Here is a 24,554-nt window from a genome sequence, read left to right as displayed (position 1 = left end):
TGGACCATCGAGGGATGGCCTACGAGTCGAACGGTCGATCGGATTCGGTGTCCAGTGCGGCGGACCGCCGCTTCACCCTCTGGCGGGCCGGCCGGCGGATCCTCTCCGGGGCGCGCCCGGTCACCCTGCACGAACGCCTGGCGGAGCTGGGCGCCGATGCGCGCAGCGCCGTCGGACCGCTGGAGCGGCCCGACTTCTACGGTGACGGCGTGGTCGCCGAACTGGAGGAGCGGGTCGCCGAGCTGCTCGGCAAGCCCGCCGCACTCTTCTTCCCCACCGGCACCATGGCCCAGCAGGTCGCGCTGCGCTGCTGGGCCCGACGCGGCGGCGATCCGGTGGTCGCCACCCATCCGCTGTTCCACCTGGAGACCCACGAGCGCCGCGCCTACCGCCGGCTCACCGGACTGGACGCGGTCTGGCCCACCACCGCGGCGCGGCTGGCGACCGCCGCCGAACTGCGCGGATTCGACGAGCCGTACGGCATCCTGATGCTCGAACTGCCCTTGCGGGCCGCCGGGTTCCTGCTGCCCCGGTGGAGCGAGCTGACCGACCTGGTGGCCGTCGCGCGCGAGCGCGGGGCCGTGGTGCACCTGGACGGCGCCCGGCTCTGGGAGTCCGCCGCGCACTACGGCCGGCCGCTGGCGCAGCTCGCGGCGCTGGGCGACTCGGTCTACGTCTCCTTCTACAAGGCGCTGGGCGGGATCAGCGGCGCCGCGCTGGCGGGCGACCGGGCACTGATCCAGGAGGCCCGCGGCTGGCGCCACCGCTACGGCGGACTGGTCTACCAGCAGTGGCCCGCCGCGCTCTCCGCACTGGCCGCGCTCGACCGCGAACTGCCCAGACTGCCCGACTACCTGACACAGGCTCAACGGCTGGCGGACGGGCTGCGCCCGGCGCTGGCGCGGGTGCCCGGCGGCCGGCTGAACCCCGATCCGCCGCACACCCACCAGTTCCAACTGCTGCTGCCCTACCCGCCCGAACGGCTCACCGAGGCGAACCTGCGCCACGCCGAGCTGAGCGGCGACGCGCTCTTCGGCACCTGGACGGAGTCCAGCCAACCGGGCCTGGCGATGACCGAGGTGACCGCCCTCACGCCGGCCCTCGACTGGAACCCCGCGCAGGTCACGGACTCGTTCACGGATTTCCTCAAACTGGCCGACCCGAGTCGGGGTTGACGCAAACTCGCCCATCGTCAACGCTGATGAGCGATCGGTCGTGGACCGGTCAATCGACGGAGCTCGATCCAGGTGGGGGCGACATGGACGACCGGTTCGCGGACATCGAACTCGCGGAGGCGATCGAGGCCATCCGTCGCCAGCTCGTGGCGGCGGCCGAACGCGCGGCCGGCGAGCGGTTCCAGTTCGAGGTCGGCCCGGTGGAGCTGGAGTTCTCCGTCGAGCTGCGCCGCGACGTGACGGCCAAGGGCGGCGTCAAGGCCTGGGTACTGCACGCCGACGCCGCGGCCGGCGCCGGCCGCACCCGCAGCCACAAGATCACCGTCTCGCTCACCCCCAGAGACTCCCAGAGCCCCGACGGCCACGTCCTGGTCGGCAACCCCGACCTGGGCAGCGGTGAGGGCTTTTGAGCCTGACCGCCCAGCGGGTCGCGGCCGTCCGGGCGGCCACGCAGGGCAGCGGGCTGCTGCTCACCGGACGGCTGATCCTCACCGTCGCCCACCTGCTGCCGCCCGCCGCGGCCGCCCCCGTCCGGATCGAGGCCGCCGTCCCCGGCGGCGGGGTGAGCTGGGTGCGCTGCGCGGTGCTCTGGCGCGCGCCCGACGGGCAGCTGCGACCTCGCGCTGCTGCTGGCCGCCCGCGACCTGGTCCGCCCCGAACTCGCCGCCGCCTTCAGCCCGTTGCCCTGGGGCCGGATCGAGGGCCTGGAGCCGCTACCGCTCTGCCACGCGATCGGCTACCCCGCCGCAGGACGCGAGGACGGCGTGGTGCTGCGCAGCCACCAGCTGGTCGGCACGCTGGCCCCCGGCACCGGCATCGGCACCGGGCGGCACACCCTCAGCACCCAGCACCCGCCGCCGGGCCCGGTGGCCGGCGTCGACTCCCCGTGGGCCGGCATGTCGGGCGCGCCGGTGGTCTTCAACGGCCTGCTGCTCGGCCTGGCCACCGCCGACCTGGCGCCCAGCATCTGGCACCACTCCCAGCTCGGCCTGATCCCGCTCGTCCCGCTGCTCGCCACGCCCGGCCTGGCCGAGCTGCTGGCCCGCCACCTGCCCGCGCCGGTCCGGGTGCTCGGCATCTCGGAGGCCGAACGCAGGGACGCCGCCTTCGAGGAGCGCTACGCCCGCAGCATCGGCAAGGAGCACGGCCGGCTGAAGATCTTCGGTCTGCCGCAGTCGCTGCCCTGGGACCTCGGCACCGCCTACCTCAGCCTGCAGGCCGTCCAGCTCACCGACCCCCAGCGCGCCGCCGCCCGCCCCGGCGCCTGGCGTGATCACCGCGGCGACGCCGTGCCCAGCGGGGAGACCCTGCTCGGCCCGCCGGACCGGCGCGGCCGGGTCGAGGGCATGCTCAAGGACCGCCGCCGGGTCCTGCTGCGCGGCCAGGCCGGGTCCGGCAAGACCACCCTGCTGCAGTGGCTGGCCGTCAACGCCGTGGCCGGCACCCTGGTCGGCGAGCTGGCCGAACTCAACTACCGCGTCCCGTTCGTGCTGCGCCTGCGCACCATGTTCCAGCTGCGCAACCTGCAGCCGGTCCCCGCGGAGTTCCTCGCCATGGACCGCAGCCCGGTCGCGGACGGCCAACCGCCCGGCTGGGCCGACCGGCTCTTCGCCACCGGCCGGGCCATCCTGCTGGTCGACGGCCTGGACGAGATCCCGCAGAGCGAACGCGACGAGGCCGGCGAATGGCTGGCCGAACTCCTCGCCTCCCACCCGAACTGCTTCACCCTGGTCACCGTGCGACCCTCCGGCGTAGCCGCGCGCTGGCTCGAACACCTGCGCTTCGAGGAACTGTTGCTCTGCCCGATGGACGAGTGGGACCGCAACCGGTTCATCGACCGCTGGCACCTGGCCGCCCTGGCCGCCGAACGCGCCACCACCGAGGCGACCGCCCCCGAGCAGCTGACCGACACCGAACTCGAAGCACTGGAAGACGAGTTCCGCGCCCGCAAGCACTCCCTGCGGCGCACCCTGGGCCAGTCGCCCGAGCTCGAACTGCTCACCGACAGCCCGCTGCTCTGCGCGATGATCTGCGCCCTGCACAGCGAGTGGGAGGGCGCGCTGCCCCGACGCAAGATGGAACTCTACGAACTCGCCCTGGACATGCTGCTGCTGCGCCGCGACAAGCAGCGCCGGGTGGTCGTCGAGCCGCTCAGCCACCAGTTCGGCCGTGAGGAGCAACTCGCCCCGCTGCAACGGATGGCCCGCTGGCTGGTGCTCAACGGCCAGCACGAGGGCGACCGCAGCGACGCGCTGCGCCAGATCGACTCGGTGCTGCCCAGCCTGCCCGCCGCCCGCTCCGGCATCGACGCCGAACAGATGCTCCGCCACCTGGTCGAGCGCACCGGTCTGCTCACCGAGACCAGCGTGGACACCTTCGAGTTCGTCCACCGCACCTTCCAGGACTACCTGGCCGGACGGGAGTTCGCCCAGGACCGCTCCTTCGGCCTGCTGGTCGACAAGGCCACCGACGAGCACTGGGCCGACGTGATCCGGATGGCCGTCGGCCACTGCCCGCCCCCCGACCGGGCCCGCCTGCTGCACGGACTGCTGGCCGACGCCGACGCCCGCCAGGAGCCGCGCGAGGCACGCTGGTTGCGCCTGATCGCCGCCAGCTGCCTGCCCTACGCCTCGGTGCTGGACGAGGACATCCGCGCCGAGGTGCTGGGCGCGCTGCTGCCGATGCTGCGGCTGTACCCGGTGGAGAACCAGGCCGCCTTCGAACAGCGCGAGTGGCAGGGCCTGTTCGCGATCGGCGAGGAACTGCTGCCGCTGCTCGGCTCGGACACCGACCTGCCGCTCTGGCTGGTCTGCCGGCTGCTCGAACGGATGGGCGGCGAGGAGGCGTTGACCCGTCTGGTCGCCGTCAACGCTCGGATCGCCGCCGAGCAGAGCGACCGTGACGCCCTGACCTCCCGCGAGATGCTGGCCCGCGCCTACCAGGAGGCCGGCGACCTGGGCCAGGCGATCCCGGTGCTGGAACAGCTGGTCACCCTCTCCGAGACGGTCTACGGCGCGGGCCACCCCGACACCTTCGCCCCCCGGCTGCGGCTGGCCGACGCCTACCTGGACTGCGGCCGGCTCAGCGGAGCGCTGGCCCGCTACCAGCAGCTGCTCGCCGACGCCGAGTCGGCCGCCGCCGCGGCCGACCTGCTGCACATCCGGGGTCGGCTGGCCACCGCCTACCTGACGGCCGGCGCCACCGACCGGGCCGTCCCGCTCTTCGAGCAGCTCAAGGCGCAGACCGAGGAACTGCACGGGCCCGAGAGCCGCTCGACCCTGGAGGCCCGTGGCAACCACGCCACCGCGCTGCGCGACAACGGCGCGCTGGCCAAGGCGATCACCGCCTTCGAATGGCTGCTGCCGGACGCCGAACGCATCCTCGGCGAGGACGACCGGACCACCCTGGTCATCCGCACCGACGCCGCCACCGCGCTGGCCGAACTCGGCGACCTCTCCCGCGCCCTGCCCGCCCTCGAGCAGGTCCACGCCGACGCCGTGCGCGCCCTCGGCGAGGACTACCCGACCACCCTCGCGGCCGGTCTGCGGCTGGCCGCCGCCTACCTCACCGCCGACGACCAGTTCCGCGCCGTCCCGCTGCTGGAGGCCATCGACGTCGCCCGCACCCGGGTGTACGGCGAGGCCCACCCCGCCACCTTCGCCGCCCGGCGGCACCTGGCGGTCGCCTACCTGGGCCTCGGCGAGCGCGACTCGGCCTTCGACCTGCTGCACACCACGCTGGAGCAGGCCCAGCGGGCGGTCGGCGACGAGCACCCCGAAACCCTCGCGCTGCGCTACGAGTTGGGCGTCGCCACCCGGCTGACCGGCGACCCGGCGCGCGCGGTGAACCTGCTGCGGGCGGTGCTCAGCGACCGCTGGGCACTGCTCGGCGAGCGCCACCCGGACACGCTGCGCACCCGCCACCAGCTGGCCAAGGCGCACTGGGCGGCCGGCGAGCCGGTGGAGGCGGCCCAACTCGCGGGCCGCACCCTGGCGTTGTGCCTCACCTACCTGAGCGAGGCGCATCCGCTGACGGTGGCGGTACGGGAGAGCCTGAGGGCCGCCGGGTGACGCCGCGGCATCCGCCGACCGGCAGAAGTCACCCGCGCGAGTGGCGAAACCTGGTGCCCGCCGCCTCGTTATCCAGCGCATGAAGAAGCGCAGCATGCTCGCCGTCGCCTCCCTCGCCGTCGGCTTCGCGGCCTCGCTCGCGGCGCCGAGCGCGGCCCACGCCGACACCGTGGTCGGCGACGGCACCAGGCCGAACCTGGCGGGCAACAACCCCATCGTCGACTCCCTGCTCGGCAACCACCACGGTCCCGCCGCCGCGGCCCCGAACACCACCACGGCGACCCAGGGCCTGCTCGGCGGCCAGTAAGTGTCAACCCGGGGTTGACGGGCCACTGCTGTCAACCTACGGTTGACGCATGACGCACTCCATCCGCCTCGATGACCTCATCGACGGCATCAAGAAGACCAACGACGACGTCCTGGAGCAGCTCTCCAGCGCGGTCATCACCGCCGACCACCTCGGCGACGTGGCCGACCACTTGATCGGCCACTTCGTCGACCAGGCCCGCCGCTCCGGCGCGTCCTGGACCGACATCGGGCGCAGCATGGGGGTGACCCGGCAGGCGGCGCAGAAGCGGTTCGTGCCCAAGGACCCGGGGGAGCCCTCCGACCTCGACCCCAGTCAGGGCTTCGGCCGCTTCACCGACCGCGCCCGCCACGTGGTGATGGCCGCCCAGGAAGAGGCCCGCGCCGCCCACAACGAGGAGATCGGCGTCGGCCACCTGCTCCTCGGCCTGCTGCACGAGCCTGACGGGCTCGGCGCCAAGGCCCTCACCGCCCAGGGCCTCACCCCCGACGCCGTCCGCGCCGCCGTGAGCGCCGCACTGCCCGCCGCGGCTGCCGAGGTGCCCGAGCTCATCCCGTACGACGCGGGCGCCCGCAAGGTGCTGGAGCTGACCTTCCGCGAGGCGATCCGACTGGCCCACAACTACGTCGGCACCGAGCACATCCTGCTCGCGCTGCTCGAATTCGAGCACGGCGAGGGGGTGTTGAGCACCCTCGGCCTCACCAAGGCAGCGGTGGAGGCCGGCCTGGCGTAGCGCGCGAACCGAGCCGGCGTCAGCTGCGGCCGGGCAGCCATCCGTGCTGAACCGAGCGGACGCCGGCCTCGAACCGGCTCCGGGCGCCCAGGCGCTCCATCAACTCGGTTGCGAGGCGCCGCGCGGTGCGGTGCGAGACCCCGAGCCGCTTGGCGATCGCTTCGTCGGTGAGTCCGTCGGCGAGCAGCCGGATGGCCGTCGCCTCCTGCGGGCTCAGCCCGTTCGTGCCCTTCGGTGCGGCCTCGCCCAGCGGCTGTGCGCCGGCCCAGACGCTCTCGAAGAGCGCGCAGAGCGCGGCGAGGGTGCCGTGGCCGGTGAGGACGACGGCGCCTGCGGCCGCGTCGTCGCCGCTGACGGGGATGATGGCGGTGGTCCGGTCCGCGACGATCATGCGGGTCGGCAGGGCGGGCACGGTGCGGACCTCACCGCCCAGTCCGGCGAGCCAGTTGACGTACTCGACCGTGGCCGGGCTATTGCGAACGCTGTCCAGATAGACGGTTCGCATCCGGATCCCCCGGTCCAGCAGGTCCTGGTCCAGCGGTTTCGCCGCCGCGATGTCCGCTTCGGTATGGCCGCCGCCCGGGGCGAAGGTCATCACCTCCGTGTGGAGCTCCCGCCCGACGGTCACCAGGCGATCACGGATCTGGTCCAGCCCGACCAGTTGCTCGACGCCGGGATGAGTGCTGGCGGGCCGCAGTTCGGCGTATTCCGCGATCAGCTGTGCGGCGGCGGCTCTGGAGGCCTCGATCCGTAGCTGCTGCGCGGCGAGTTCGGCCTGCTGCCTGGCCATCAGGATCTCCATGCCGACATCCGGCGACACGGCCCGCAGCTCGCCCTGCCGCTCGTGGGAGGGCCGCAGCAGCGCCAGCTCGCTCAGGGTGTCCAGCGCCTGCCGTACGGAGTCCTCTGAGACGCCCAGCCGCTGGACCAGCGCGGCCACATCGTCCTGCGGATGCGCCAGCATCGCGCGGTAGACCGCCTCCGAGGCGACATCGAGGCCAAGACTCGCCAGCACGCGCAGATCCCCCATGGTGAACTCGAAAAGATTCCTATGGGTGCGATCGTCGCACATTCACATTTGCGAACCATGCGCCGTCCCTGGCCTCTTTGGGCCAGGGACCGAAGCGTCCATGTTGATCCCCTATATGCCGGATGGCCGCTTTGGGATGGTCGACGGCATGTACCTCATCCACGCAAAGCTGCGCCCGCCGGCGGTCGGTGTCGACCTTCCTCCCCGGCTGGCCGCCCTGCTCGGTGCCATGACAGTGCCCGAGGACCGCCTTGAGCACATCGCCGTGCACCCCGACGCCGTGCCGTATCCGACGCTGGGCCTCTACCTGATGGCGGACAGCCTGCGAGAGGCGGAGCAGCGCGCGCAGCGACTGGGCCGACGCTGGGTCACGGATGTCTCCCCGTTGCGCGGCTGGCAGCTGGTCAGCGCCGAGGCTCCGCTCGTCGCGCCCTTCTACGACCGGCTGCTGTCCTCTTCCGGCCTCGGTGGACTGATCGGGCCAGGGCCGCTTCCGTCCAGTTGATCTCTCTTCCATGGGCCGTGACCTGCGACGAAGCTAGTACTCGCCAGCAGGGAGCACCGCCCGGCGGGCACCACCGGACGAAGCGTCACCGCGGGACGCGAGACCGGATCACCTCCTAGCCACTCTTCGCAGAACAGGAATCACGACCATGATCCGTATCGCCAAGGCCACCGCGGTCGCCACCATCGCCCTCGCCGCCGCCCTCTCGCTCCCCGCCGTCGCCGGCGCGGCCACCGTGCACCCCGCCGTCACCACCGCGGCCTCGGTGACCCCGGACAACCTGATCTGGGGCTCCTGACCCACCCCGCCGGCCGCACCGCCGACGGCTGCTCCTGCAGGGCAGCCTTCCGTCTCGCCGGCCCGGTTCTCATCCACCGTCGCTTCACTGACTCTGCTCGGAGCCCCGCCATGCCCAAGAACAACCGTAAGAAGTCCGCTGTCGCACTTTCCATCGCTTCGGTAGCGGCACTGGCCACTCAGGCGATGATGACCGGACAGGCCTCTGCCGCGTCGGTCGCCACCTGGGAGAAGGTGGCGCAGTGCGAGAGCACCGGCAACTGGAGCATCAACACCGGGAACGGCTACTACGGCGGCCTGCAGTTCAGCTCCTCCACCTGGGCCGCGTTCGGTGGCACCAAGTACGCCGCGCGGGCCGACCTGGCCACCGAGCAGCAGCAGATCCTGATAGCCGAGAACGTCCTCACCTCCCAGGGCCAGGGCGCGTGGCCGGTCTGCGGCCCGCAGGCGGGACTTGGCGCCGACACGGCCGCCCCGTACCCGTCCACTCCGTCGGCGCCGGCTTCTGGTGCGGGTGCGCTGTCGGCGTCCGCCACGAGCAGCACGGTGCACTTGGAGCTGGTCGGCTCGGATGGTGCCCAGTACAACAACGACGGTGACTACGGGTCAGGGCACTGGTCGACCTGGACCAAGATGGACAGCTCCAACCTCAAGTCGATCACCAGCGCCAGCATCGGCAACGTCGACCACATCTTCGCCGTCGCCGCCGACGGCGCGGTCTACACCCGCGACGCGAACTACAGCACGGGAACGTGGACCAGCTGGACCGCCGTCCCCGGCGGTGCTTCCGGCGCCCAGGCGGTCTCCGCCTCCGCGTCGAACGGTGTGGTGCACCTGAGCCTGATCGGCTCGGACGGAGCGCTGTACGACAACGAGGGCAACTACACCACCGGCACCTGGTCGACCTGGACCAAGACGGACAGCACCAGCCTCAAGTCCATCACCAGCACGACCATCGGCAACGTCAACCACATCTACGCGGTCGCCGCCGATGGCGCGGTCTACAGCCGCGACGTGGACTACAACGCGGGTACGTGGGGCAACTGGACCGCCGTGCCCGGCGGCGCCGCCGGTGCCCAGGCGGTCTCCGCTTCCGCGTCGAACGGTGTGGTGCACCTGAGCCTGATCGGCTCGGACGGAGCGCTGTACGACAACGAGGGCAACTACACGGCCGGTACCTGGTCGACCTGGACCAAGATGGACAGTTCCAGCCTGAAGTCCATCACCAGCACGACCATCGGCAACGTCAACCACATCTACGCGGTCGCCGCCGACGGCGCGGTGTACACCCGCGACGCGGACTACAACGCCGGTACCTGGAACAACTGGACCGCCGTCCCCGGCGGCGCAAGCGCCTGACCCCCAGTTTCGAGAGCGCCTTCGGCGCCCTCCGGGATCGTCACGCCGGTCCCCCTGAGACCACTTACCGCCATGCCGATTGGGAGTACCGCCATGTCCGCTCGTAAGTCCCACCGCGTCCTCAGCGCCGCCCTTGCCATCGCCGCCCTCACCGGCACCCTGCTGCTCGCCGAGACCGGCGCCGCCTCCGCCAGCGTCGGCACCACCATCGTCGGCATCGCCGCCGCGAACCTGGGCAACGGCCCGTCCAGCACCAACAGCGCGGGCGGCACCGGCTATTACACCAGCACCAACGGCGAGTCCTGGTGCGCCGACTTCGCCAAGTGGGTCTGGGCCCAGGACGGCGTCGACGTCACCGGTATCACCGCCGGCGCCGGGAGCTTCGCCACCTACGGCGCGGGGATGCACCAGACTCCGCAGGTCGGTGACGCGGCGATCTTCAACTACAACGGAGCCGGCTACGCCGATCACGTCTCGATCGTCACCTCGGTCAACTCCGACGGCAGCGTCAGCACCATCGGCGGCAACCAGGGCGGTGGCATGGTCACCCGTGGGAGCATCAGCGCGAGCGGCTACTACGGTTCGCAGCGCGTCAGCGGCTACACCAGCCCGGTCGGTGGCCGCGACACCACTCCGTCGACGTCGGCCTCTGGCGCGGGTGCGTTGTCGGCGTCCGCGACGGGCAGCACGGTGCACTTGGAGCTGGTCGGGTCCGATGGTGCCCAGTACAACAACGACGGTGACTACGGGTCAGGGCACTGGTCGACCTGGACCAAGATGGACAGTTCCAACCTGAGGTCGATCACCAGCGCCAGCATCGGCAACGTCGACCACATCTTCGCGGTCGCCGCCGACGGCGCTGTGTACACCCGGGATGCGGACTACAGCGCGGGGACGTGGAGCAACTGGACCGCCGTCCCCGGTGCTGCGTCCGGTGCGAAGGCCATCTCGGCTTCCGCGTCGAACGGTGTGGTGCACCTGAGCCTGATCGGCTCGGACGGTGCGCTGTACGACAACGAGGGCAACTACACCACCGGTGCCTGGTCGACGTGGACCAAGATGGACACCTCCAGCCTCACGTCGATCACCAGTGCCACGATCGGCAACGTCAACCACATCTACGCGATCGCCGCCGACGGCGCGGTCTACAGCCGTGACGTGGACTACAACGCGGGTACCTGGGGCAACTGGACCGCCGTGCCCGGCGGCGCTTCCGGTGGCAAGGCGGTCTCGGCTTCCGCGTCGAACGGTGTGGTGCACCTGAGCCTGATCGGCTCGGACGGCGCGCTGTACGACAACGAGGGCAACTACACCACCGGTGCCTGGTCGACCTGGACCAAGATGGACACCTCCAACCTCAAGTCCATCACCAGCGCCACGATCGGCAACGTCAACCACATCTACGCCGTCGCCGCCGACGGCGCGGTCTACACCCGCGACGCGGACTACAACGCCGGTACCTGGAACAACTGGACCGCCGTCCCCGGCGGCGCAAGCGCCTGACCCCATCAGTCGGTCTCGGCCCCGGCCTCACCTCACGGTGCGGACCGGGGCCGACCGGTTTTGGAGGGGTCGTTCGTCCTACGGGCGCAGTTCCACGGAGATGTGCGAGGACAACGCGCGGAGGAAGTCGGGCGCGTCGAAGATCTCGCCGGCGGAGGCGACGCCGACCGCCTTGGTGCGGCCCGTGAGGATGCGGTCGACCGCCTCCACCACGAGGGGCGCGGTGACGGCGTAGATGTCCTGGCCCGTTGCCACGGCGCGCCGTTCGGTCTCGCCGGAGCGTACGACGACGTCGACGAGGAAGGTCTGCGCGGACCGGCCGTGCGGGTCGACCGGGGTCGGGGTCGGGGTGTCCGGGGCCGTCACCTCGCTGGCCGCCTCGACCGTCATGTAGGTGCGCACTTCGGGGATGGGCAGGTGGCTGGGGACGGTGATGACGTCGGCCATCGTGAACTCCGCGATGACGTCTCGCGGGCCCATCGGGTCGGGGAAGGGCCACTCGACGGTCGGCGGGGTGTCATAGCGGTACTCCAGTTGCCCGTTCGTGAACACCAGGCGGCCGCCGCCGCGCCGCTCCCGGGAGACCGCGCCCGCCGTGCGCGTCCCGGGGGTGGGATGCCAACTGTTCAGCGCGTACGCGATGTGCGCCTCGTCGGCCGCCGTCCAGTCGCCCATCGCCGCGGTGACCAGCAGGTCCCCGAGCCCGCCGTAGAAAGCCATCGCGGGAACGATCAACGCTCCTGCGGCGCGAGCGCGGTCGGTGAAGTGGGTGAACGTATCGGTGTTGGCCTCGAGTTCAGCGGCCATGTCCAGATACGGGATCCCGGCGCGCAGGGCCGCCTCGATCACGGGGGCGGCCGTTGTGGCGAACGGCCCGGCGCAGTTGATCACGGCCGCCGCACCGGCCAGGGCGCGGTCGAGCGAGGCGGGGTCGTCGACCGACGCCGGGCGGGCGTCGAGTCCGGTCGCGGACGCCAGTGCGCGCAGCTTGCCGGCGTCGCGGCCGGAGAGGATCGGGACGAACCCGCGATCCCGCAACTGCGCCACCACGAAGCGCCCGGTGTGCCCGTACGCCCCGAACACCGCCACCGTGAGTCCCGATTCCATGGGTTCTCCCCCGTACTCGAACGATCCGTTGTGATCCGTCACGAACATCCTGGCGAGGATCGGCGCCCCACACGAGTGTCCGGAACGCCATCACCCATACAATTCCGGACATGGGAACTGTCGCGCTGGCCGTCACCGACGGGATGCTGCACTTCGAACTGGCCCTGGCCTGCGAGGTCTTCGGTCCCGCCCCGGCCGCCGTGACCGGCCCCTGGTACGACCTCGTCCTCTGCGGGTCGGCTGCCGTGCGGGTCGGCCGGTTCCGACTGGAGCCGGACCACGGACTCGACCGGCTCGCGCGCGCCGACACCGTGATCGTCCCGGGCTGGGCCGACACCGAGCAGGACCCGCCCGCCGACCTGGTCGACGCGGTGCGCGCGGCTCACGAGGCCGGCGCGCGCGTGGCCTCCCTCTGCACGGGCGCGTTCGTGCTGGCCGCCGCCGGCCTGCTGGACGGGCGGCGCGCGACCACGCACTGGGCGCACACCGAGGCCCTGGCCGCCCGCTATCCCCGGGTGACGGTCGACCCGGACGTCCTCTACGTGGACAACGGCAGCGTGCTCACCTCCGCCGGCAAGGCAGCCGCCATGGACCTCTGCCTGCACCTCGTCCGCCTCGACCACGGCTCCTCGATCGCCAACACCCTCGCCCGCCGCCTGGTCGTGCCGCCGCACCGGGACGGCGGCCAGGCCCAGTTCGTCACCACCCCGGTCCCCGCCCCGGACAACCACCCGCTCGCCGAACTCTTCCCCTGGGTGCTCGAACGGCTGGACGAGCCGCTGACCGTGGCGGACCTGGCCCGCCGGGCCCGGATGAGCTCGCGCAACCTGGGCCGCCACTTCAGGTCGGTGACCGGTACCACCCCGCTGCAGTGGCTGCTCACTCAACGGATCCGCCACGCCCAGGAGTTGCTGGAGACCACCGACGACAGCATCGACAGCGTCGCGGCGGCGACCGGCATGGGCACCGCCACCACGCTGCGCCGGCACTTCAACCGCACGGTCGGCGTGCCGCCGGACACCTACCGCCGCACCTTCCGCGCGCGCACCCGCCCCGGCCCGGAGTGATCGGCATAATGAACGCGTCGGCTGGCAGGTTCCGTACGGCATGCCGAACGCCGGCACAGGGAAAGGGAAAGCGCGTGAGCAGCTCCGAGGGGTCGGTCCGGGAGGTGCTGGGCGCCAACCTGAAGCGGGTGCGGATCCAGCGCGGGTTGTCGCTCTCCGAGCTGTCCCGCCGGTCGAAGATCGGCAAGGCGACCCTGTCGCAGCTGGAGTCGGGCGCCGGCAACCCCACCATCGAGACGGTCTTCAGCCTCTCGCGGGTGCTGGAGGTGCCGATCTCCGACCTGGTGGAGGGCCGGCCGACCGGCGGGCTGACCGTGGTCCGCGCCGCCGACGTCGAAGTGCTCAGCGGTGAGGGCGTCGACCTGCGGCCGCTGCGGCGGATCGAGTCGGGCGACTCCGTCTTCGAGATCTACGACCAGCAGGTGCGGGGCGGCTGCCGGCAGGACTCGCTCGGCCACGTCGGCAGCGAGCACACCGTGGTCCAGGCCGGCCGGCTCGGGGTGCGGGTGGACGGCGACGAGGTGGAGCTGGGCCCCGGCGACTACGTGGGGTTCGACGCCACGATGCCGCACAGCTACACGGCGCTGGACGGCCCCGTCCGCTCGGTGCTGCTGCTGCACCACCGAGCGGAGGAGCGGTTGCACCTGACCGACCCCGAGTTCGGTGCCGCCCGGGGTTCGAGGTAGCCGGCGAGGGCTATTCCGGCCGGACCTGCGCAGCCTGCATGCCCTTCTGGCCCTGCTCGGCGACGAAGGAGACCTTCTGCCCCTCCTTGAGGCTCTTGAATCCGTCGCTCTCGATCGCCCTGAAGTGCACGAAGAGGTCGTCACCGCCGCCATCCGGGGTGACGAAGCCGAAGCCCTTCTCGTCGTTGAACCACTTCACTGTCCCGGTCTGCCTGTCGGCCATGCCTACTCCCTGCGTCGCACGAGCTGTGACGGCCAGGGCGGCCGCCACAGAGCTGATCATGCCCCAGCCACCGCAGTGCGCACCTGGTTTCCTACAGATAGTCACCACGGTTCCCGGACCGACCTGGGATCATGTGCGCATGGATACGGGGGGATCTCGTCATGGACGCCGCATGTCGCCCGCCTCGCGGCGTCGTTGGGTCAGTGCCGTGCTCATCGCGGCGGCGGTGCTGGCGGCGCTCGCCGCGCTGACCGTGCTGGTGGTGGTGCTGCCAGGGTTGGTGGTCGACCACGATCTCGGGGGTGCCCGGATCGGGGCCGCCGACCGGGTCGGAGCTGTGAACAACGTGCGCACCACGCTCCTACAGGCGGTGGGTGGCGCCGTCGTCCTCTTCGGGGCGTACGCCACCTGGCGGCAGTTGAGGGTCAGTCAGGAGGGCCTGAACGCCACCCGGGAGGGACACATCACCGACCGCTTCAGCCGAGCGGTCGATCAACTCGGCAGCGAGAAGCTGGACGTGCGGATCGGTGGTCTCTATGCGCTGTGGCGGATCGCGGACCATTCGGCGCACGACCGCGAGGCGGTCATCTCGATCATGGCGGCGTACCTTCGGACGCATCTGCCATGGCCGCCGCAGGGGCCGCAGTTCCCGTCGGCGCAGTCCCCGTCGGCGGAGACCCCGTTGGCGGAGACCTCCATCAACTCCGTGCCTCCGCTGGAGACCCGCGCCGCGGATGCCCAGGTGGCGCTCACCGGTCTCGGCGTCCTGTGCCAGCAGGGTCGTCGTCCCGACTGGCTCAACGTCAGCTATACCGACCTTCGTCGGGCCGACTGCGACGGACTGTGGCTGAACGACATCAACTTCGATGGCGCCTGCCTGGAGGCCGCGAGCATCTACCAGGTCAACCTGACCAAGGCATCGCTGATCGCGGCCAACCTGCGGCACGTGGAGCTCGGGACGTCGATACTCCACCAGTGCCGCTGCATCGAAGCCGACCTGCGCGGAGCTCGCATGGTCAAGGCCGACCTCGGCGACGCGGACTTCTCCGATGCGGACCTGCGGGAGGCGAATCTGCGCAAGGCACGGGCCCACGGCACCAGGTTCACCGGTGCGGATCTGCGGCTGGCCGACCTCCGGGGAACCGACCTCACCGGTGCTGATCTGGAACGCGCGAAATTGGCGGGCGCGCTGGCAAGCAACCGCACGATCTGGCCGACGGGCTTCGACTTCCAGGAAGCCGGCGTCGTCATCGCCGAGGATCCCGGCGCCGAGCAGAGCATTCTGCTGCCGGCCGCCGCGCTGGTGAGAGACGTGCCGACCCTGCGCTCGGTCTAGGGCCTGTACGGCGGATCTTTCCGGGCCCGCGACGCCGGGCATCCCGGCTGGACGCACGCCCGAATCGCCCAAGTACGTCCAGTACGAGGACGACTCGGGCGCACGCCCAGCCGGGCGCCCAACGCCGCGGGTTCATCCGAAAAGATCCGCCGTACAGGCCCTAGGCCCGTCAGGCGAGGCCGGTCACGAACTTCGTCAGCAGGGCCGCGAGCGCCTCCGGTCGTTCCTCCTGGGGGCAGTGTCCGACACCGGGGATCAGCTGGATCTCGTGGCGCCACAGGGTGGGCAGCGACGGTGCGAGGGAGCGCAGGTAAGGCAGGCTGATCAGCTGGTCCTCGTCGCCGTGCAGGATGGCCAGCGGCTGCCGGAGCGTGCGGGCGATGGCGAGTTCGTCGGCTATCGCGCCCGAGGCGAGGGCGGCCGCGAGGTCGCTGCGGGCGGCCGGATCGGTGGCCAGGATGTCGGCGACAGCCGACGCCGGGGAGAGCGGCGAGTCGGGGGAGAGCTGGGCGGCCGCGTAGGCGTGCGCCTCCTGCGGGCCGACCTCCGCGCTGAAGCCCACCGCGAGTGCGGGGTGCGGCAGGAAGGCGCTGCTCATCGCCTCGGGGCCGGTCAGCGGCGGGGTGCCGAAGATCGCGAACCCGGCGGCGTCCGGCAGTTCGGGTGCCGCTTCGAGCGCGATGTGCCCGCCCAGACTCCAGCCCACGATCAGCGCGTCCCGGGCCCCGGTGTCCCGGGCGAAGGCAGCCAGCGCGTGGGTGTAGCCCGAGATCGAGTAACCGTCGGTGGAACGCGGGGACTTGCCGTGCCCGGGCAGGTCCGGGGCGAGGCAGCGGTAGCGCTGCCCGAACGGGCTGTCCAGCAGCCGCTGCCAGGTACGGGAGGAACTGGAGTTGCCGTGCACGAGGATGACGGGGCGGCCCTGGCCGGTGCTCTCGCGGTAGGCGAGCTGATGAGTCGTCACAGAGCTAACAACTAGGCCCGTGTTGCGACAGTTCCGGACTTGAGGGCGGAGACGAAGGCTGACCAGGCGTCAGGAGTGAAGGCCAGTGCGGGTCCGTGGGGGTCCTTGGAGTCGCGGACCGGGAGGACGCCGGTGAGGCCGTCGGCCACCTCGACGCAGTTGTTTCCCTCGGTGCCGCCGCTGTAGCTGGACTTGCGCCAGGACGGTGCGCGGTCATTGCTCACGTGCGTATTCCTCTGCAGCCGCCTTGACCAGTGCCAGAGAGGCCTCGCGTGGCAGCGCGGACGCTCTCACGAGATCGTAGAGCATCCCGCACTTGGCCACCATGGCCGGATCATCGATCAGTTGGCTCGCGAATGGGCCTTCCACATAGGCCAAGGGCGGCGCGTCGGCGAAGGCCATGATGCGCATGTTGCCTTCCTGGAGTGCGTGGCCACCGGCCGAGAACGGAACCACCTGCAGGATGATGAGCCCGTTCTCGGCCAGCTCCGCGACGTGGCGGAGCTGGCCGGCCATGGTCGCCGGGCCGCCCAGCGGCCGCCGGATCGCCGACTCGTCGATGATCACCCAGAGCAGGGGCGTTGTTGGTCCGGCCAGCAGTTTCGGCCTGGCCAGGCGAGCGGCCACCAGTTGATCGAGCTCCTCCTTGGGGATCAGCGGTTGGCAGGCGAGGTAGATGGCCCGCGTGTAGGCCTCGGTCTGCAGCAGGCCGGGGAACAGCTGGCCCCGTACTCGCAGATGCTGATCGCCTGCTGCTCAAGCTCGGCGACGATCGCGAAGTTGTCGGAGAACGGCGAGCTGTCGATCAGCTCCTGGCACATCCGGGTGAAGCGCCCTTTGGTGTCGAGCGCCACATCAATGCGCTCGGCGACATCAAGCTGCGGCTTGCGGGTGGCCGATTCGAACTGGCCGACATACGACCCCGATACGAAGATCAGCGCCCCCAACTGCTGCTGGGAGAGCCCCTTCTCCTCCCGAGCGAGCTTGAGTTCGGTGCCGAAGTACTTCCACCCGATCTTCTGGTTGAACCGTTCTGCGCCCATGTGTTCGAACTCCCCATTCCCACAACGCTCTTGCTGCCATTGCCCCCCTGGCATGCCGCCCCCGCCGACCCCCAGGCTGGAGAGCGTCACATACCGGCCACCGTGCCCCATGGGAGGCTCCCGCATGCCCGAATCCGTTGCCAAACCACCCGCCTGGGTTGTCGAGGCCGACCGCTGGTTCCCCAGGAGCAACTTGAGCCCCCGCCGTGCCCGGGCGTTTCTGCGCGAGGTCCTCACCCGCGCCAAGGGCGGTGAGCGCTACGCGGACAGCGGCGAACTGGTCCTCAGCGAACTGGTCACCAACGCCGTGGTCCACGGCGCGGACCGGGGCACGCTGATCCGGGTGATCGTGAGCCTCGCCGAGAACCGGCCGCTGCGGATCGAGGTGCACGACATCGGCACAGCCCGGCGCCCGGTGCCACGCCAGGCCGTCGGCACGGGCGAGGAGTCAGGACGCGGCCTGCTCCTCGTCAAGTCGCTGGCGACTCGCTGGGGTTGCTGCCCGCGCGTGCAGGGCTTCGGCAAGTTCGTCTGGTGCGAGATTCCGCCCGCCGATGACCAGGCGTGAACAGCGGTGGGCCCCCTCGAAAACCCAAGGTCTTCGAGGGGGCCCACCGCCACTACGGGAAAAGCCAGGTACTACTTCGTCAGGTCGGGACCCGCGGCCGCGACCGCCGCCGGGGTGTCGGCGACCGCCGACTTCTCCTCGCCGCGGAAGGTGAACTTGGCTTCCTTGCCCTCACCCTCCACGCCGACGACCACGATGTGGCCGGCCCGCAGCTCGCCGAAGAGGATCTTCTCGGAGAGGTGGTCCTCGATCTCGCGCTGGATCGTGCGACGCAGCGGGCGCGCGCCCAGCAGCGGGTCGTAACCGCGCTTGGCCAGCAGCTTCTTGGCCTCGATGCTGAGCTCCAGGCCCATGTCGCGGTCCTTGAGGCGGCCGTCCACCTTCTCGATCATCAGGTCGACGATCTGGATGATGTCTTCCTCGGTCAGCTGGTGGAAGACCACGATGTCATCGACACGGTTGAGGAACTCGGGGCGGAAGTGCTGCTTGAGCTCCTCGCCGACCTTGGCCTTCATCCGCTCGTAGCCGGTGGCGGTGTCGCCGCTGGCCGCGAAGCCCAGGCCGAAGCCCTTGGAGATGTCCCGGGTGCCGAGGTTGGTGGTCATGATGATGACGGTGTTCTTGAAGTCCACCACCCGGCCCTGGGAGTCGGTCAGGCGACCGTCCTCCAGGATCTGCAGCAGCGAGTTGAAGATGTCCGGGTGGGCCTTCTCGACCTCGTCGAAGAGGACCACCGAGAACGGCTTGCGGCGCACCTTCTCGGTGAGCTGGCCGCCCTCCTCGTACCCGACGTAGCCGGGCGGGGAGCCGAACAGCCGCGAGACGGTGTGCTTCTCGCTGAACTCCGACATGTCGAGGGCGATCAGCGCGTCCTCGTCGCCGAAGAGGAACTCGGCCAGCGTCTTGGAGAGCTCGGTCTTACCGACACCCGAGGGGCCGGCGAAGATGAACGAGCCGCCGGGACGCTTCGGGTCCTTGAGGCCCGCACGGGTGCGCCGGATGGCCTGGGAGAGCGCCTTGATGGCGTCCTTCTGGCCGATGACGCGCTTGTGCAGCTCGTCCTCCATGCGCAGCAGGCGGGAGGACTCCTCCTCGGTCAGCTTGAAGACCGGGATGCCGGTGGCGGTGGCGAGGACCTCGGCGATCAGCTCCTCGTCGACCTCGGCGACGACGTCCATGTCGCCGGCCTTCCACTCCTTCTCGCGCTTGGACTTCGCGTTCAGGAGCTGCTTCTCGTCGTCACGCAGCGAGGCGGCCTTCTCGAAGTCCTGCGCGTCGATCGCGCTCTCCTTCTCGCGGCGGACCTCGGCGATCTTCTCGTCGAACTCGCGCAGGTCCGGCGGCGCGGTCATCCGGCGGATGCGCATCCGGGAACCGGCCTCGTCGATCAGGTCGATCGCCTTGTCCGGCAGGAAGCGGTCCGAGATGTACCGGTCGGCCAGGGTGGCGGCGGCGACCAGGGCGGCGTCGGTGATCGAGACCCGGTGGTGGGCCTCGTACCGGTCGCGCAGACCCTTGAGGATCTCGATGGTGTGCGGGAGCGAGGGCTCGGCGACCTGGATCGGCTGGAAGCGGCGCTCCAGCGCGGCGTCCTTCTCCAGGTGCTTGCGGTACTCGTCCAACGTGGTGGCGCCGATCGTCTGCAGCTCACCGCGGGCCAGCATCGGCTTCAGGATCGAGGCCGCGTCGATCGCACCCTCGGCGGCGCCCGCGCCGACCAGGGTGTGCAGCTCGTCGATGAAGAGGATGATGTCGCCGCGGGTGCGGATCTCCTTGAGCACCTTCTTCAGGCGCTCCTCGAAGTCACCGCGGTAGCGCGAACCGGCCACCAGGGCGCCGAGGTCCAGCGTGTAGAGCTGCTTGTCCTTCAGCGTCTCGGGGACCTCGCCCTTGACGATCGCCTGGGCCAGACCCTCGACGACGGCGGTCTTGCCGACGCCGGGCTCGCCGATCAGCACCGGGTTGTTCTTGGTGCGGCGGGACAGCACCTGCATGACCCGCTCGATCTCCTTCTCGCGCCCGATCACCGGGTCGAGTTTGGCCTCGCGGGCGGCCTGGGTGAGGTTGCGGCCGAACTGGTCCAGGACCAGCGAGGTCGACGGGGTGCCCTCGGCGGGCCCGCCGGCCGTGGCCGACTCCTTGCCGCCGCCCTGGTAACCGGAGAGCAGCTGGATGACCTGCTGGCGCACCCGGTTGAGGTCGGCGCCGAGCTTGACGAGGACCTGGGCGGCGACGCCCTCGCCCTCGCGGATCAGCCCGAGCAGGATGTGCTCGGTACCGATGTAGTTGTGGCCGAGCTGAAGGGCCTCGCGGAGCGACAGCTCCAGCACCTTCTTGGCCCGGGGGGTGAACGGGATGTGACCGGACGGGGCCTGCTGGCCCTGGCCGATGATCTCTTCGACCTGCTGGCGGACCGCCTCAAGAGAGATCCCGAGGCTCTCCAGGGCCTTAGCGGCGACACCCTCACCCTCGTGGATCAGACCCAGGAGGATGTGCTCGGTGCCGATGTAGTTGTGGTTGAGCATCCGGGCTTCTTCCTGAGCCAGGACGACAACCCGCCGCGCGCGGTCGGTGAACCTCTCGAACATCGTTAATCGCTCCTCAGAGCGGTCGGGCAGTTCGGGGACTGTCCCCGCCCTGTCCTTCCGCATGCTAGTCCCGCTCAGCGGCGCGGCCTACGGTGTTCCCTCGCGACTGCGAGGAAATCATGCTGCGCGACGAGCCGACACCCTTCCCAACCTGATGCTGGGGAACGGTGTTCCCGCCAGTCGGCCCGATGCACGTGTTGCCGCTACGCCAACGGCGAACACGCTCCGCGCCCCGATTGGGAACAGTGCGCACGCGCCTCGTTTGTCGGCTTCGCGGCTTGCCTCCGGGGTGGGCTCCGGAAGCCGGTGCTGCCTCTGTCGCCCTCCCCACCTGCATTCATACCGGAAATTCCGGTCGTCTCGTGCAGTTTCCCGGGTGGTGTTGTTCGCCCGGGGAGAAGTGCGGCCCGGCGGGCCCCGGATGACAGGGACTCAACCGGCGGCCCGGCGGCCCGTGGTAGTGGGAACGCCGGCCGGAGGCGGTGGTGCTGCGGCCCGGGTAGGGCCGAACGGGGCGGGCGCCGTGACCGCTTCGTCGTTCCAGCGTTGCACAGTCCGTGAGTGTGCTGGCGGCTGGCGCGGGCCACGGCGCGCGGAGGGTGGACCTCCGCGCCCCGTCGTGGGCGGCGCGATGCGCTGCGGGCGCCGGGTGGCGACCAGGAGCGCGTCAGGAGACGTTGGCGGCCTCGTACGCCTCACGGACGTTGCTCGGGACCCGGCCCCGGTCGTTCACCGGGAAGCCGTTGTCCTTGGCCCACGTGCGGATCTTGGCGGTGTCCGCACTGCTGGCCGCCGGGCGGGCGGCGCTGCGGCCACCGGCACGACGCGCGCCGGTGAGCCGACCGCTCTGCTTGCGGCCCTTTTCGACGAACGGAGCGAGCAGCTCGCGCAGCTTCTCCGCGTTGCCGGACTTCAGGTCGATCTCGTAGGCAACGCCGTCGAGGGCGAACGTCACCGTCTCGTCCGCCGAACCGCCGTCGAGATCGTCTTCAAGAATGACCTGCACCCTCTGTGCCACGGGACTCCCTTTCCTCTTAACGACCCAATGCCTTAGGGAAAGGAAACCGCCTTTTCTCAGAAAACACAAACCCCGGTCTCTTCGCCCGGGCGTGCCAAGCGCTCTGCGGCAAGTCGCGGGTCAACTGCCCGGCAACTGTGCGGGCTACTGTCAGCCAACTGCCCGGCAACTGTCCGACACCGTCCCAGCAGCGGTTCAGAGGTGCAGCAGCATGCGGGAGTTGCCCAGGGTGTTGGGCTTCACACGCTCCAGATCGAGGAACTCCGCCACTCCTTCGTCGTAGGAACGAAGGAGTTCTTCATACACTTCCGTAGCGATGACGGCCGGGTCTGTCGTACCATCATCGGTTTCCCCGATCTCGACGAAGCCGTGTTTCGCGAAGAAGGCCACCTCGAACGTCAAGCAGAAAATCCGACGGACGCCGAGCCAGCGGGCGGTCTCCAGCAGCCGCCCCAGCAGGATGTGCCCGATGCCGTGGCCTCGGCAGATCGGGTCGACGGCCAGGGTGCGGACCTCGGCGAGGTCCTCCCACATCACGTGCAGCGCGCCGCAGGCGACCACCGTGCCGTCCTCGTCCCGCTCGGCCACCCAGAACTCCTGGACGGATTCGAACAGCGCGACGGTGGGCTTGTCCAGCAGAATGCCGTCGCGCGAGTAGCTGTCGATGAGCCGGCGCACGGCCCGCACATCAGTGGTCCGCGCCCGGCGGATGGTGACCTCCATGGGCGGGACGTTATCGCGTCGGCGGGGGAGGGGTCTCCTCCGTTCCGTATCGCAGATCGGGTCCGGCTACTCGAAGCGCGTCGCGCAGTGCGGCCCGTTGCTCGCCGGACATCATGCCGAAGAAGTGCACCAGCGCGGCGGCGGGATTGTCACTGGTGCTCCACGCCTCGTTCATCAGCGATGCCGTGTACGCCTCACGCGTGGCCACCGGCGCATATCGATAGGCGCGCCCCTCGCGCTCCCGACGCAGCCAGCCCTTTCGGTAGAGCTTGTCCAGCACGGTCATCACCGTGGTGTACGCGATTTCCCGTTCCGCGCGCAGATCGACCAGCACCTCGCGAACCGTCACCAGGCGGTTCCACTGCCACACCCGGGTCATGACGGCGTTCTCAAGCTCGCCGAGTTGCCGCACCATACGACCACTTTAAAGAGTTTTGTCCGGTTATTCGTGAAGGCCGCTCCCCCCGCGTGGGGAAACGGCCTCCACCAGTGGCCTGCCCGCCTACTCGGCCGGCTGCCGGGCGGCGGCGGCCCGCTGCATCGCGTCGACGGCCGCGTCCTCCTTGCCCTTCTGGGCGCCGCCCTGGCTGCGGATGATGGCCCGCACCAGGAACCCGAAGCCGATCGCCATCACCAGCGGCGGCACGATCGCACTGACGTACTCCATCAGGTCACTCTCCCTCGGTCTGCTCAGTAGTCTCGCTGGGCCCGGCGTTCCCGGTGCCGCTCTGCTTGGCCTCCGGCCGCACCAGCGGGAAGAGCACCGTCTCGCGGATGTTCTTGCCGGTGAGCAGCATGATCAGGCGGTCGACGCCCAGGCCCAGGCCGCCGGTGGGCGGCATGGCGTACTCCAGGGCGCGCAGGAAGTCCTCGTCCAGCTGCATCGCCTCGACGTCGCCGCCGGCCGCCAGCAGCGACTGGGCGGTCAGCCGGGCGCGCTGCTCGACCGGGTCGATCAGCTCGGAGTAGGCGGTGCCCAGCTCGGTGCCGAGGATCACCAGGTCCCACTTCTCGGCCACGCCCGGGATCGACCGGTGCTGGCGGGTCAGCGGGGAGACCTCGGTCGGGTAGTCCTTGATGAAGGTCGGCCGGATCGCGTTCTCCTCCAGCAACCGCTCGACCATCTCCAGGACGATCTGGCCGTGGCCCCACTCCTTCTCGTAGGGCACGCCGGCCGCGTCGGCGAGCTTGCGCAGCTCCTCGACCGAGGTCCGCGGGGTCACCTCGGTGCCCAGCCGGGCGGAGATCCCCGGGTAGACGCTGACCTCCTCCCACGGCTCGGCCAGGTCGATCTCGTGCTCGACGCCGTGCGGGTCGGTGCCGCGCACCACGGTGGTGCCCAGCGCGTCCTGGGCCGCGTTGATCACGATCGCCCGGATCAGCTCGGCCTGGGTGTCGTAGTCGCCGTACGCCTCGTAGGACTCCAGCGCGGTGAACTCCGGGTTGTGGGTCGCGTCGGCGCCCTCGTTGCGGAAGTTCCGGTTGATCTCGAAGACCTTCTCGGCGCCGCCGACCACCAGCCGCTTGAGGTACAGCTCGGTGGCGATCCGCAGGTAGAGGTCGACGTCGTAGGCGTTGCTGTGGGTGATGAACGGGCGGGCGTTGGCACCGCCGTGGATCGGCTGCAGCATCGGGGTCTCGACCTCGAGGTAGCCCCGGTCCTCGTAGGTGCGGCGGATCGAGCGGACCACCCTGGTGCGCAGCCGCAGGATCTCGCGCGCCTCCGGATTGACGATCAGGTCCACGTACCGCTGGCGGACCCGGGCCTCCGGGTCGGTCAGGCCCTTGTGCTTGTCCGGCAGCGGGCGCAGGCACTTGGCGGTCAGCGCCCAGCTCTCCACCATGATGCTCAGCTCACCGCGCTTGGAGGTGATCACCTCGCCCTCGACGCCCACCTGGTCGCCCAGGTCGATGTCGCCCTTCCAGGCCGCCAGCCGCTCCTCGCCGAGCCGGTCCAGCGAGAGCATCACCTGAAGGTCGCCCGAGCCGTCACGCAGCGTCGCGAAGCAGAGCTTGCCGCCGGTCCGCGCCAGGATCACCCGCCCGGTCACCCCGACCCGCTCACCGGTCGCGGTGTCGGTCGGCAGCTCCGGGTACTTGGCGCGCAGCTCCGCGATGGTGGTGGTCCGGGGAAACCCCACGGGGTACGGGTCGACACCCGCGGCCCGGAGCCGGTCGAGCTTCTCGCGCCTCACGCGCATCTGCTCGGGGAGGTCGTCGGTCGCGGGAAGGCTGCTCTGATCGCTCACCTC

Annotated in this window: 25 protein-coding genes and 1 pseudogene; 13 read left to right on the top strand and 13 right to left on the bottom strand. The window is 70.5% G+C overall.

Going from position 1 to position 24,554, the window contains the following annotated elements; genetic code table 11:
* The first annotated feature begins 14 nt into the window (after positions 1 to 14).
* The 5 genes from P3T41_RS05395 to P3T41_RS05375 all read left to right on the top strand — a co-directional run bounded on the left by P3T41_RS05395 (position 15) and on the right by P3T41_RS05375 (position 6,285).
* Positions 15 to 1,175 carry a beta-eliminating lyase-related protein gene (locus P3T41_RS05395; RefSeq protein WP_280688199.1) on the top strand — a complete coding sequence of 387 codons (1,161 nt, stop codon included), beginning with the start codon at positions 15 to 17 and terminating at the stop codon, positions 1,173 to 1,175.
* Between the two features lie 83 nt (positions 1,176 to 1,258).
* Positions 1,259 to 1,585, top strand: a complete 327-nt coding sequence (locus P3T41_RS05390) for a trypco2 family protein (protein ID WP_280688198.1) — start codon at positions 1,259 to 1,261, stop codon at positions 1,583 to 1,585.
* 270 nt (positions 1,586 to 1,855) lie between these two features.
* Positions 1,856 to 5,245 (top strand): tetratricopeptide repeat protein, encoded by a 3,390-nt coding sequence (locus P3T41_RS05385; protein WP_280688196.1) that lies wholly within the window; start codon positions 1,856 to 1,858, stop codon positions 5,243 to 5,245.
* Between the two features lie 79 nt (positions 5,246 to 5,324).
* Positions 5,325 to 5,552 carry a hypothetical protein gene (locus tag P3T41_RS05380; RefSeq protein ID WP_280688195.1) on the top strand — a complete coding sequence of 76 codons (228 nt, stop codon included), beginning with the start codon at positions 5,325 to 5,327 and terminating at the stop codon, positions 5,550 to 5,552.
* Between the two features lie 49 nt (positions 5,553 to 5,601).
* Positions 5,602 to 6,285, top strand: coding sequence for a Clp protease N-terminal domain-containing protein (locus tag P3T41_RS05375; RefSeq protein WP_280688194.1), 684 nt, complete (start codon positions 5,602 to 5,604; stop codon positions 6,283 to 6,285).
* A 19-nt stretch (positions 6,286 to 6,304) separates the two neighbouring features.
* Here P3T41_RS05375 and P3T41_RS05370 read toward each other — a convergent pair whose 3' ends face one another.
* Positions 6,305 to 7,300, bottom strand: coding sequence for a LuxR family transcriptional regulator (locus P3T41_RS05370; protein WP_280688192.1), 996 nt, complete (start codon positions 7,298 to 7,300; stop codon positions 6,305 to 6,307).
* Between the two features lie 115 nt (positions 7,301 to 7,415).
* Here P3T41_RS05370 and P3T41_RS05365 point away from each other — a divergent pair, with 115 nt between their 5' ends.
* From P3T41_RS05365 to P3T41_RS05350, 4 genes are all read left to right on the top strand, one after another.
* On the top strand, positions 7,416 to 7,820 hold the full coding sequence (locus tag P3T41_RS05365; protein WP_280688190.1) for a hypothetical protein: 405 nt from the start codon (positions 7,416 to 7,418) through the stop codon (positions 7,818 to 7,820).
* A 148-nt stretch (positions 7,821 to 7,968) separates the two neighbouring features.
* A complete protein-coding gene (locus P3T41_RS05360; RefSeq protein WP_280688188.1) occupies positions 7,969 to 8,118 on the top strand; it encodes a hypothetical protein in 150 nt (49 codons plus the stop codon).
* Positions 8,119 to 8,228: 110 nt separating this feature from the next.
* On the top strand, positions 8,229 to 9,476 hold the full coding sequence (locus tag P3T41_RS05355; RefSeq protein WP_280688186.1) for a transglycosylase family protein: 1,248 nt from the start codon (positions 8,229 to 8,231) through the stop codon (positions 9,474 to 9,476).
* Positions 9,477 to 9,569: 93 nt separating this feature from the next.
* Positions 9,570 to 10,979 (top strand): CHAP domain-containing protein, encoded by a 1,410-nt coding sequence (locus P3T41_RS05350; RefSeq protein WP_280688184.1) that lies wholly within the window; start codon positions 9,570 to 9,572, stop codon positions 10,977 to 10,979.
* 78 nt (positions 10,980 to 11,057) lie between these two features.
* Here the strand turns inward: P3T41_RS05350 and P3T41_RS05345 are convergent, their stop codons facing one another.
* On the bottom strand, positions 11,058 to 12,086 hold the full coding sequence (locus tag P3T41_RS05345; RefSeq protein ID WP_280688182.1) for a saccharopine dehydrogenase NADP-binding domain-containing protein: 1,029 nt from the start codon (positions 12,084 to 12,086) through the stop codon (positions 11,058 to 11,060).
* A 110-nt stretch (positions 12,087 to 12,196) separates the two neighbouring features.
* Between P3T41_RS05345 and P3T41_RS05340 the strand changes: the two genes are divergently transcribed.
* Together P3T41_RS05340 and P3T41_RS05335 are read left to right on the top strand one after the other, a co-directional pair.
* The gene (locus P3T41_RS05340; RefSeq protein WP_280688180.1) at positions 12,197 to 13,153 is read left to right on the top strand and encodes a helix-turn-helix domain-containing protein; all 957 of its coding nucleotides are present in this window, start codon (positions 12,197 to 12,199) and stop codon (positions 13,151 to 13,153) included.
* Positions 13,154 to 13,227: 74 nt separating this feature from the next.
* Positions 13,228 to 13,839 (top strand): XRE family transcriptional regulator, encoded by a 612-nt coding sequence (locus P3T41_RS05335; RefSeq protein ID WP_280688178.1) that lies wholly within the window; start codon positions 13,228 to 13,230, stop codon positions 13,837 to 13,839.
* A 10-nt stretch (positions 13,840 to 13,849) separates the two neighbouring features.
* Here the strand turns inward: P3T41_RS05335 and P3T41_RS05330 are convergent, their stop codons facing one another.
* On the bottom strand, positions 13,850 to 14,062 hold the full coding sequence (locus P3T41_RS05330) for a cold-shock protein (RefSeq protein ID WP_280688176.1): 213 nt from the start codon (positions 14,060 to 14,062) through the stop codon (positions 13,850 to 13,852).
* Positions 14,063 to 14,234: 172 nt separating this feature from the next.
* On the opposite strand from P3T41_RS05330, the gene P3T41_RS05325 reads away from it, so the two are divergent.
* Entirely contained in the window at positions 14,235 to 15,398 is a 1,164-nt protein-coding gene (locus tag P3T41_RS05325; protein WP_280688174.1) for a pentapeptide repeat-containing protein, read from the top strand.
* Positions 15,399 to 15,567: 169 nt separating this feature from the next.
* Here the strand turns inward: P3T41_RS05325 and P3T41_RS05320 are convergent, their stop codons facing one another.
* The 4 genes from P3T41_RS05320 to P3T41_RS05305 are packed head-to-tail and all read right to left on the bottom strand — an operon-like array spanning position 15,568 to position 17,495.
* The gene (locus P3T41_RS05320; protein ID WP_280688172.1) at positions 15,568 to 16,362 is read right to left on the bottom strand and encodes an alpha/beta hydrolase; all 795 of its coding nucleotides are present in this window, start codon (positions 16,360 to 16,362) and stop codon (positions 15,568 to 15,570) included.
* Positions 16,363 to 16,373: 11 nt separating this feature from the next.
* Positions 16,374 to 16,586 (bottom strand): DUF397 domain-containing protein, encoded by a 213-nt coding sequence (locus tag P3T41_RS05315; RefSeq protein WP_280688170.1) that lies wholly within the window; start codon positions 16,584 to 16,586, stop codon positions 16,374 to 16,376.
* On the bottom strand, positions 16,576 to 17,040 hold the full coding sequence (locus tag P3T41_RS05310) for a DUF5753 domain-containing protein (protein ID WP_280688686.1): 465 nt from the start codon (positions 17,038 to 17,040) through the stop codon (positions 16,576 to 16,578). Before P3T41_RS05310 ends, P3T41_RS05315 begins: the two co-directional genes overlap by 11 nt.
* On the bottom strand, positions 17,016 to 17,495 hold the full coding sequence (locus tag P3T41_RS05305) for a helix-turn-helix transcriptional regulator (protein ID WP_280688168.1): 480 nt from the start codon (positions 17,493 to 17,495) through the stop codon (positions 17,016 to 17,018). Before P3T41_RS05305 ends, P3T41_RS05310 begins: the two co-directional genes overlap by 25 nt.
* Positions 17,496 to 17,529: 34 nt before the next feature.
* Between P3T41_RS05305 and P3T41_RS05300 the strand changes: the two genes are divergently transcribed.
* Positions 17,530 to 17,973: an ATP-binding protein gene (locus P3T41_RS05300; protein ID WP_280688165.1), complete on the top strand. Its 444-nt coding sequence runs from the start codon at positions 17,530 to 17,532 to the stop codon at positions 17,971 to 17,973.
* 71 nt (positions 17,974 to 18,044) lie between these two features.
* On the opposite strand, the gene P3T41_RS05295 is transcribed toward P3T41_RS05300, so the two are convergent.
* The 6 genes and pseudogenes from P3T41_RS05295 to lysX form a co-directional block, all read right to left on the bottom strand.
* Entirely contained in the window at positions 18,045 to 20,561 is a 2,517-nt protein-coding gene (locus P3T41_RS05295) for an ATP-dependent Clp protease ATP-binding subunit (RefSeq protein WP_280688163.1), read from the bottom strand.
* A 667-nt stretch (positions 20,562 to 21,228) separates the two neighbouring features.
* Complete coding sequence (locus P3T41_RS05290; protein WP_280688161.1) at positions 21,229 to 21,579, bottom strand: Lsr2 family protein; 351 nt, start codon at positions 21,577 to 21,579, stop codon at positions 21,229 to 21,231.
* 195 nt (positions 21,580 to 21,774) lie between these two features.
* A complete protein-coding gene (locus P3T41_RS05285; RefSeq protein WP_280688160.1) occupies positions 21,775 to 22,302 on the bottom strand; it encodes an amino-acid N-acetyltransferase in 528 nt (175 codons plus the stop codon).
* 10 nt (positions 22,303 to 22,312) lie between these two features.
* A complete protein-coding gene (locus P3T41_RS05280; RefSeq protein WP_280688158.1) occupies positions 22,313 to 22,717 on the bottom strand; it encodes a BlaI/MecI/CopY family transcriptional regulator in 405 nt (134 codons plus the stop codon).
* Between the two features lie 87 nt (positions 22,718 to 22,804).
* On the bottom strand, positions 22,805 to 22,969 hold the full coding sequence (locus tag P3T41_RS05275) for a hypothetical protein (RefSeq protein ID WP_280688156.1): 165 nt from the start codon (positions 22,967 to 22,969) through the stop codon (positions 22,805 to 22,807).
* A gap of 4 nt (positions 22,970 to 22,973) precedes the next feature.
* Positions 22,974 to 24,551 (bottom strand): annotated as a pseudogene (lysX, locus tag P3T41_RS05270) (bifunctional lysylphosphatidylglycerol synthetase/lysine--tRNA ligase LysX); the annotation flags it as partial.
* Between the last annotated feature and the right edge of the window lie 3 nt (positions 24,552 to 24,554).

Source organism: Kitasatospora sp. GAS204B, assembly GCF_029892155.1.
Lineage (GTDB): Bacteria > Actinomycetota > Actinomycetes > Streptomycetales > Streptomycetaceae > Kitasatospora.
Note: the sequence above shows the minus strand (reverse complement) of the source record. Positions and strands in the feature narration are given on the sequence as shown.

Coding starts and splice junctions, on each gene's coding strand:
- P3T41_RS05395 (WP_280688199.1), top strand. CDS start 15: ATGGCCTACGAGTCGAACGGTCGATCGGATTCGGTGTCCAGTGCGGCG.
- P3T41_RS05390 (WP_280688198.1), top strand. CDS start 1,259: ATGGACGACCGGTTCGCGGACATCGAACTCGCGGAGGCGATCGAGGCC.
- P3T41_RS05380 (WP_280688195.1), top strand. CDS start 5,325: ATGAAGAAGCGCAGCATGCTCGCCGTCGCCTCCCTCGCCGTCGGCTTC.
- P3T41_RS05375 (WP_280688194.1), top strand. CDS start 5,602: ATGACGCACTCCATCCGCCTCGATGACCTCATCGACGGCATCAAGAAG.
- P3T41_RS05365 (WP_280688190.1), top strand. CDS start 7,416: ATGTTGATCCCCTATATGCCGGATGGCCGCTTTGGGATGGTCGACGGC.
- P3T41_RS05360 (WP_280688188.1), top strand. CDS start 7,969: ATGATCCGTATCGCCAAGGCCACCGCGGTCGCCACCATCGCCCTCGCC.
- P3T41_RS05355 (WP_280688186.1), top strand. CDS start 8,229: ATGCCCAAGAACAACCGTAAGAAGTCCGCTGTCGCACTTTCCATCGCT.
- P3T41_RS05350 (WP_280688184.1), top strand. CDS start 9,570: ATGTCCGCTCGTAAGTCCCACCGCGTCCTCAGCGCCGCCCTTGCCATC.
- P3T41_RS05345 (WP_280688182.1), bottom strand. CDS start 12,086: ATGGAATCGGGACTCACGGTGGCGGTGTTCGGGGCGTACGGGCACACC.
- P3T41_RS05340 (WP_280688180.1), top strand. CDS start 12,197: ATGGGAACTGTCGCGCTGGCCGTCACCGACGGGATGCTGCACTTCGAA.
- P3T41_RS05330 (WP_280688176.1), bottom strand. CDS start 14,062: ATGGCCGACAGGCAGACCGGGACAGTGAAGTGGTTCAACGACGAGAAG.
- P3T41_RS05325 (WP_280688174.1), top strand. CDS start 14,235: ATGTCGCCCGCCTCGCGGCGTCGTTGGGTCAGTGCCGTGCTCATCGCG.
- P3T41_RS05300 (WP_280688165.1), top strand. CDS start 17,530: ATGCCCGAATCCGTTGCCAAACCACCCGCCTGGGTTGTCGAGGCCGAC.
- P3T41_RS05295 (WP_280688163.1), bottom strand. CDS start 20,561: ATGTTCGAGAGGTTCACCGACCGCGCGCGGCGGGTTGTCGTCCTGGCT.
- P3T41_RS05285 (WP_280688160.1), bottom strand. CDS start 22,302: ATGGAGGTCACCATCCGCCGGGCGCGGACCACTGATGTGCGGGCCGTG.
- P3T41_RS05280 (WP_280688158.1), bottom strand. CDS start 22,717: ATGGTGCGGCAACTCGGCGAGCTTGAGAACGCCGTCATGACCCGGGTG.
- P3T41_RS05275 (WP_280688156.1), bottom strand. CDS start 22,969: ATGGAGTACGTCAGTGCGATCGTGCCGCCGCTGGTGATGGCGATCGGC.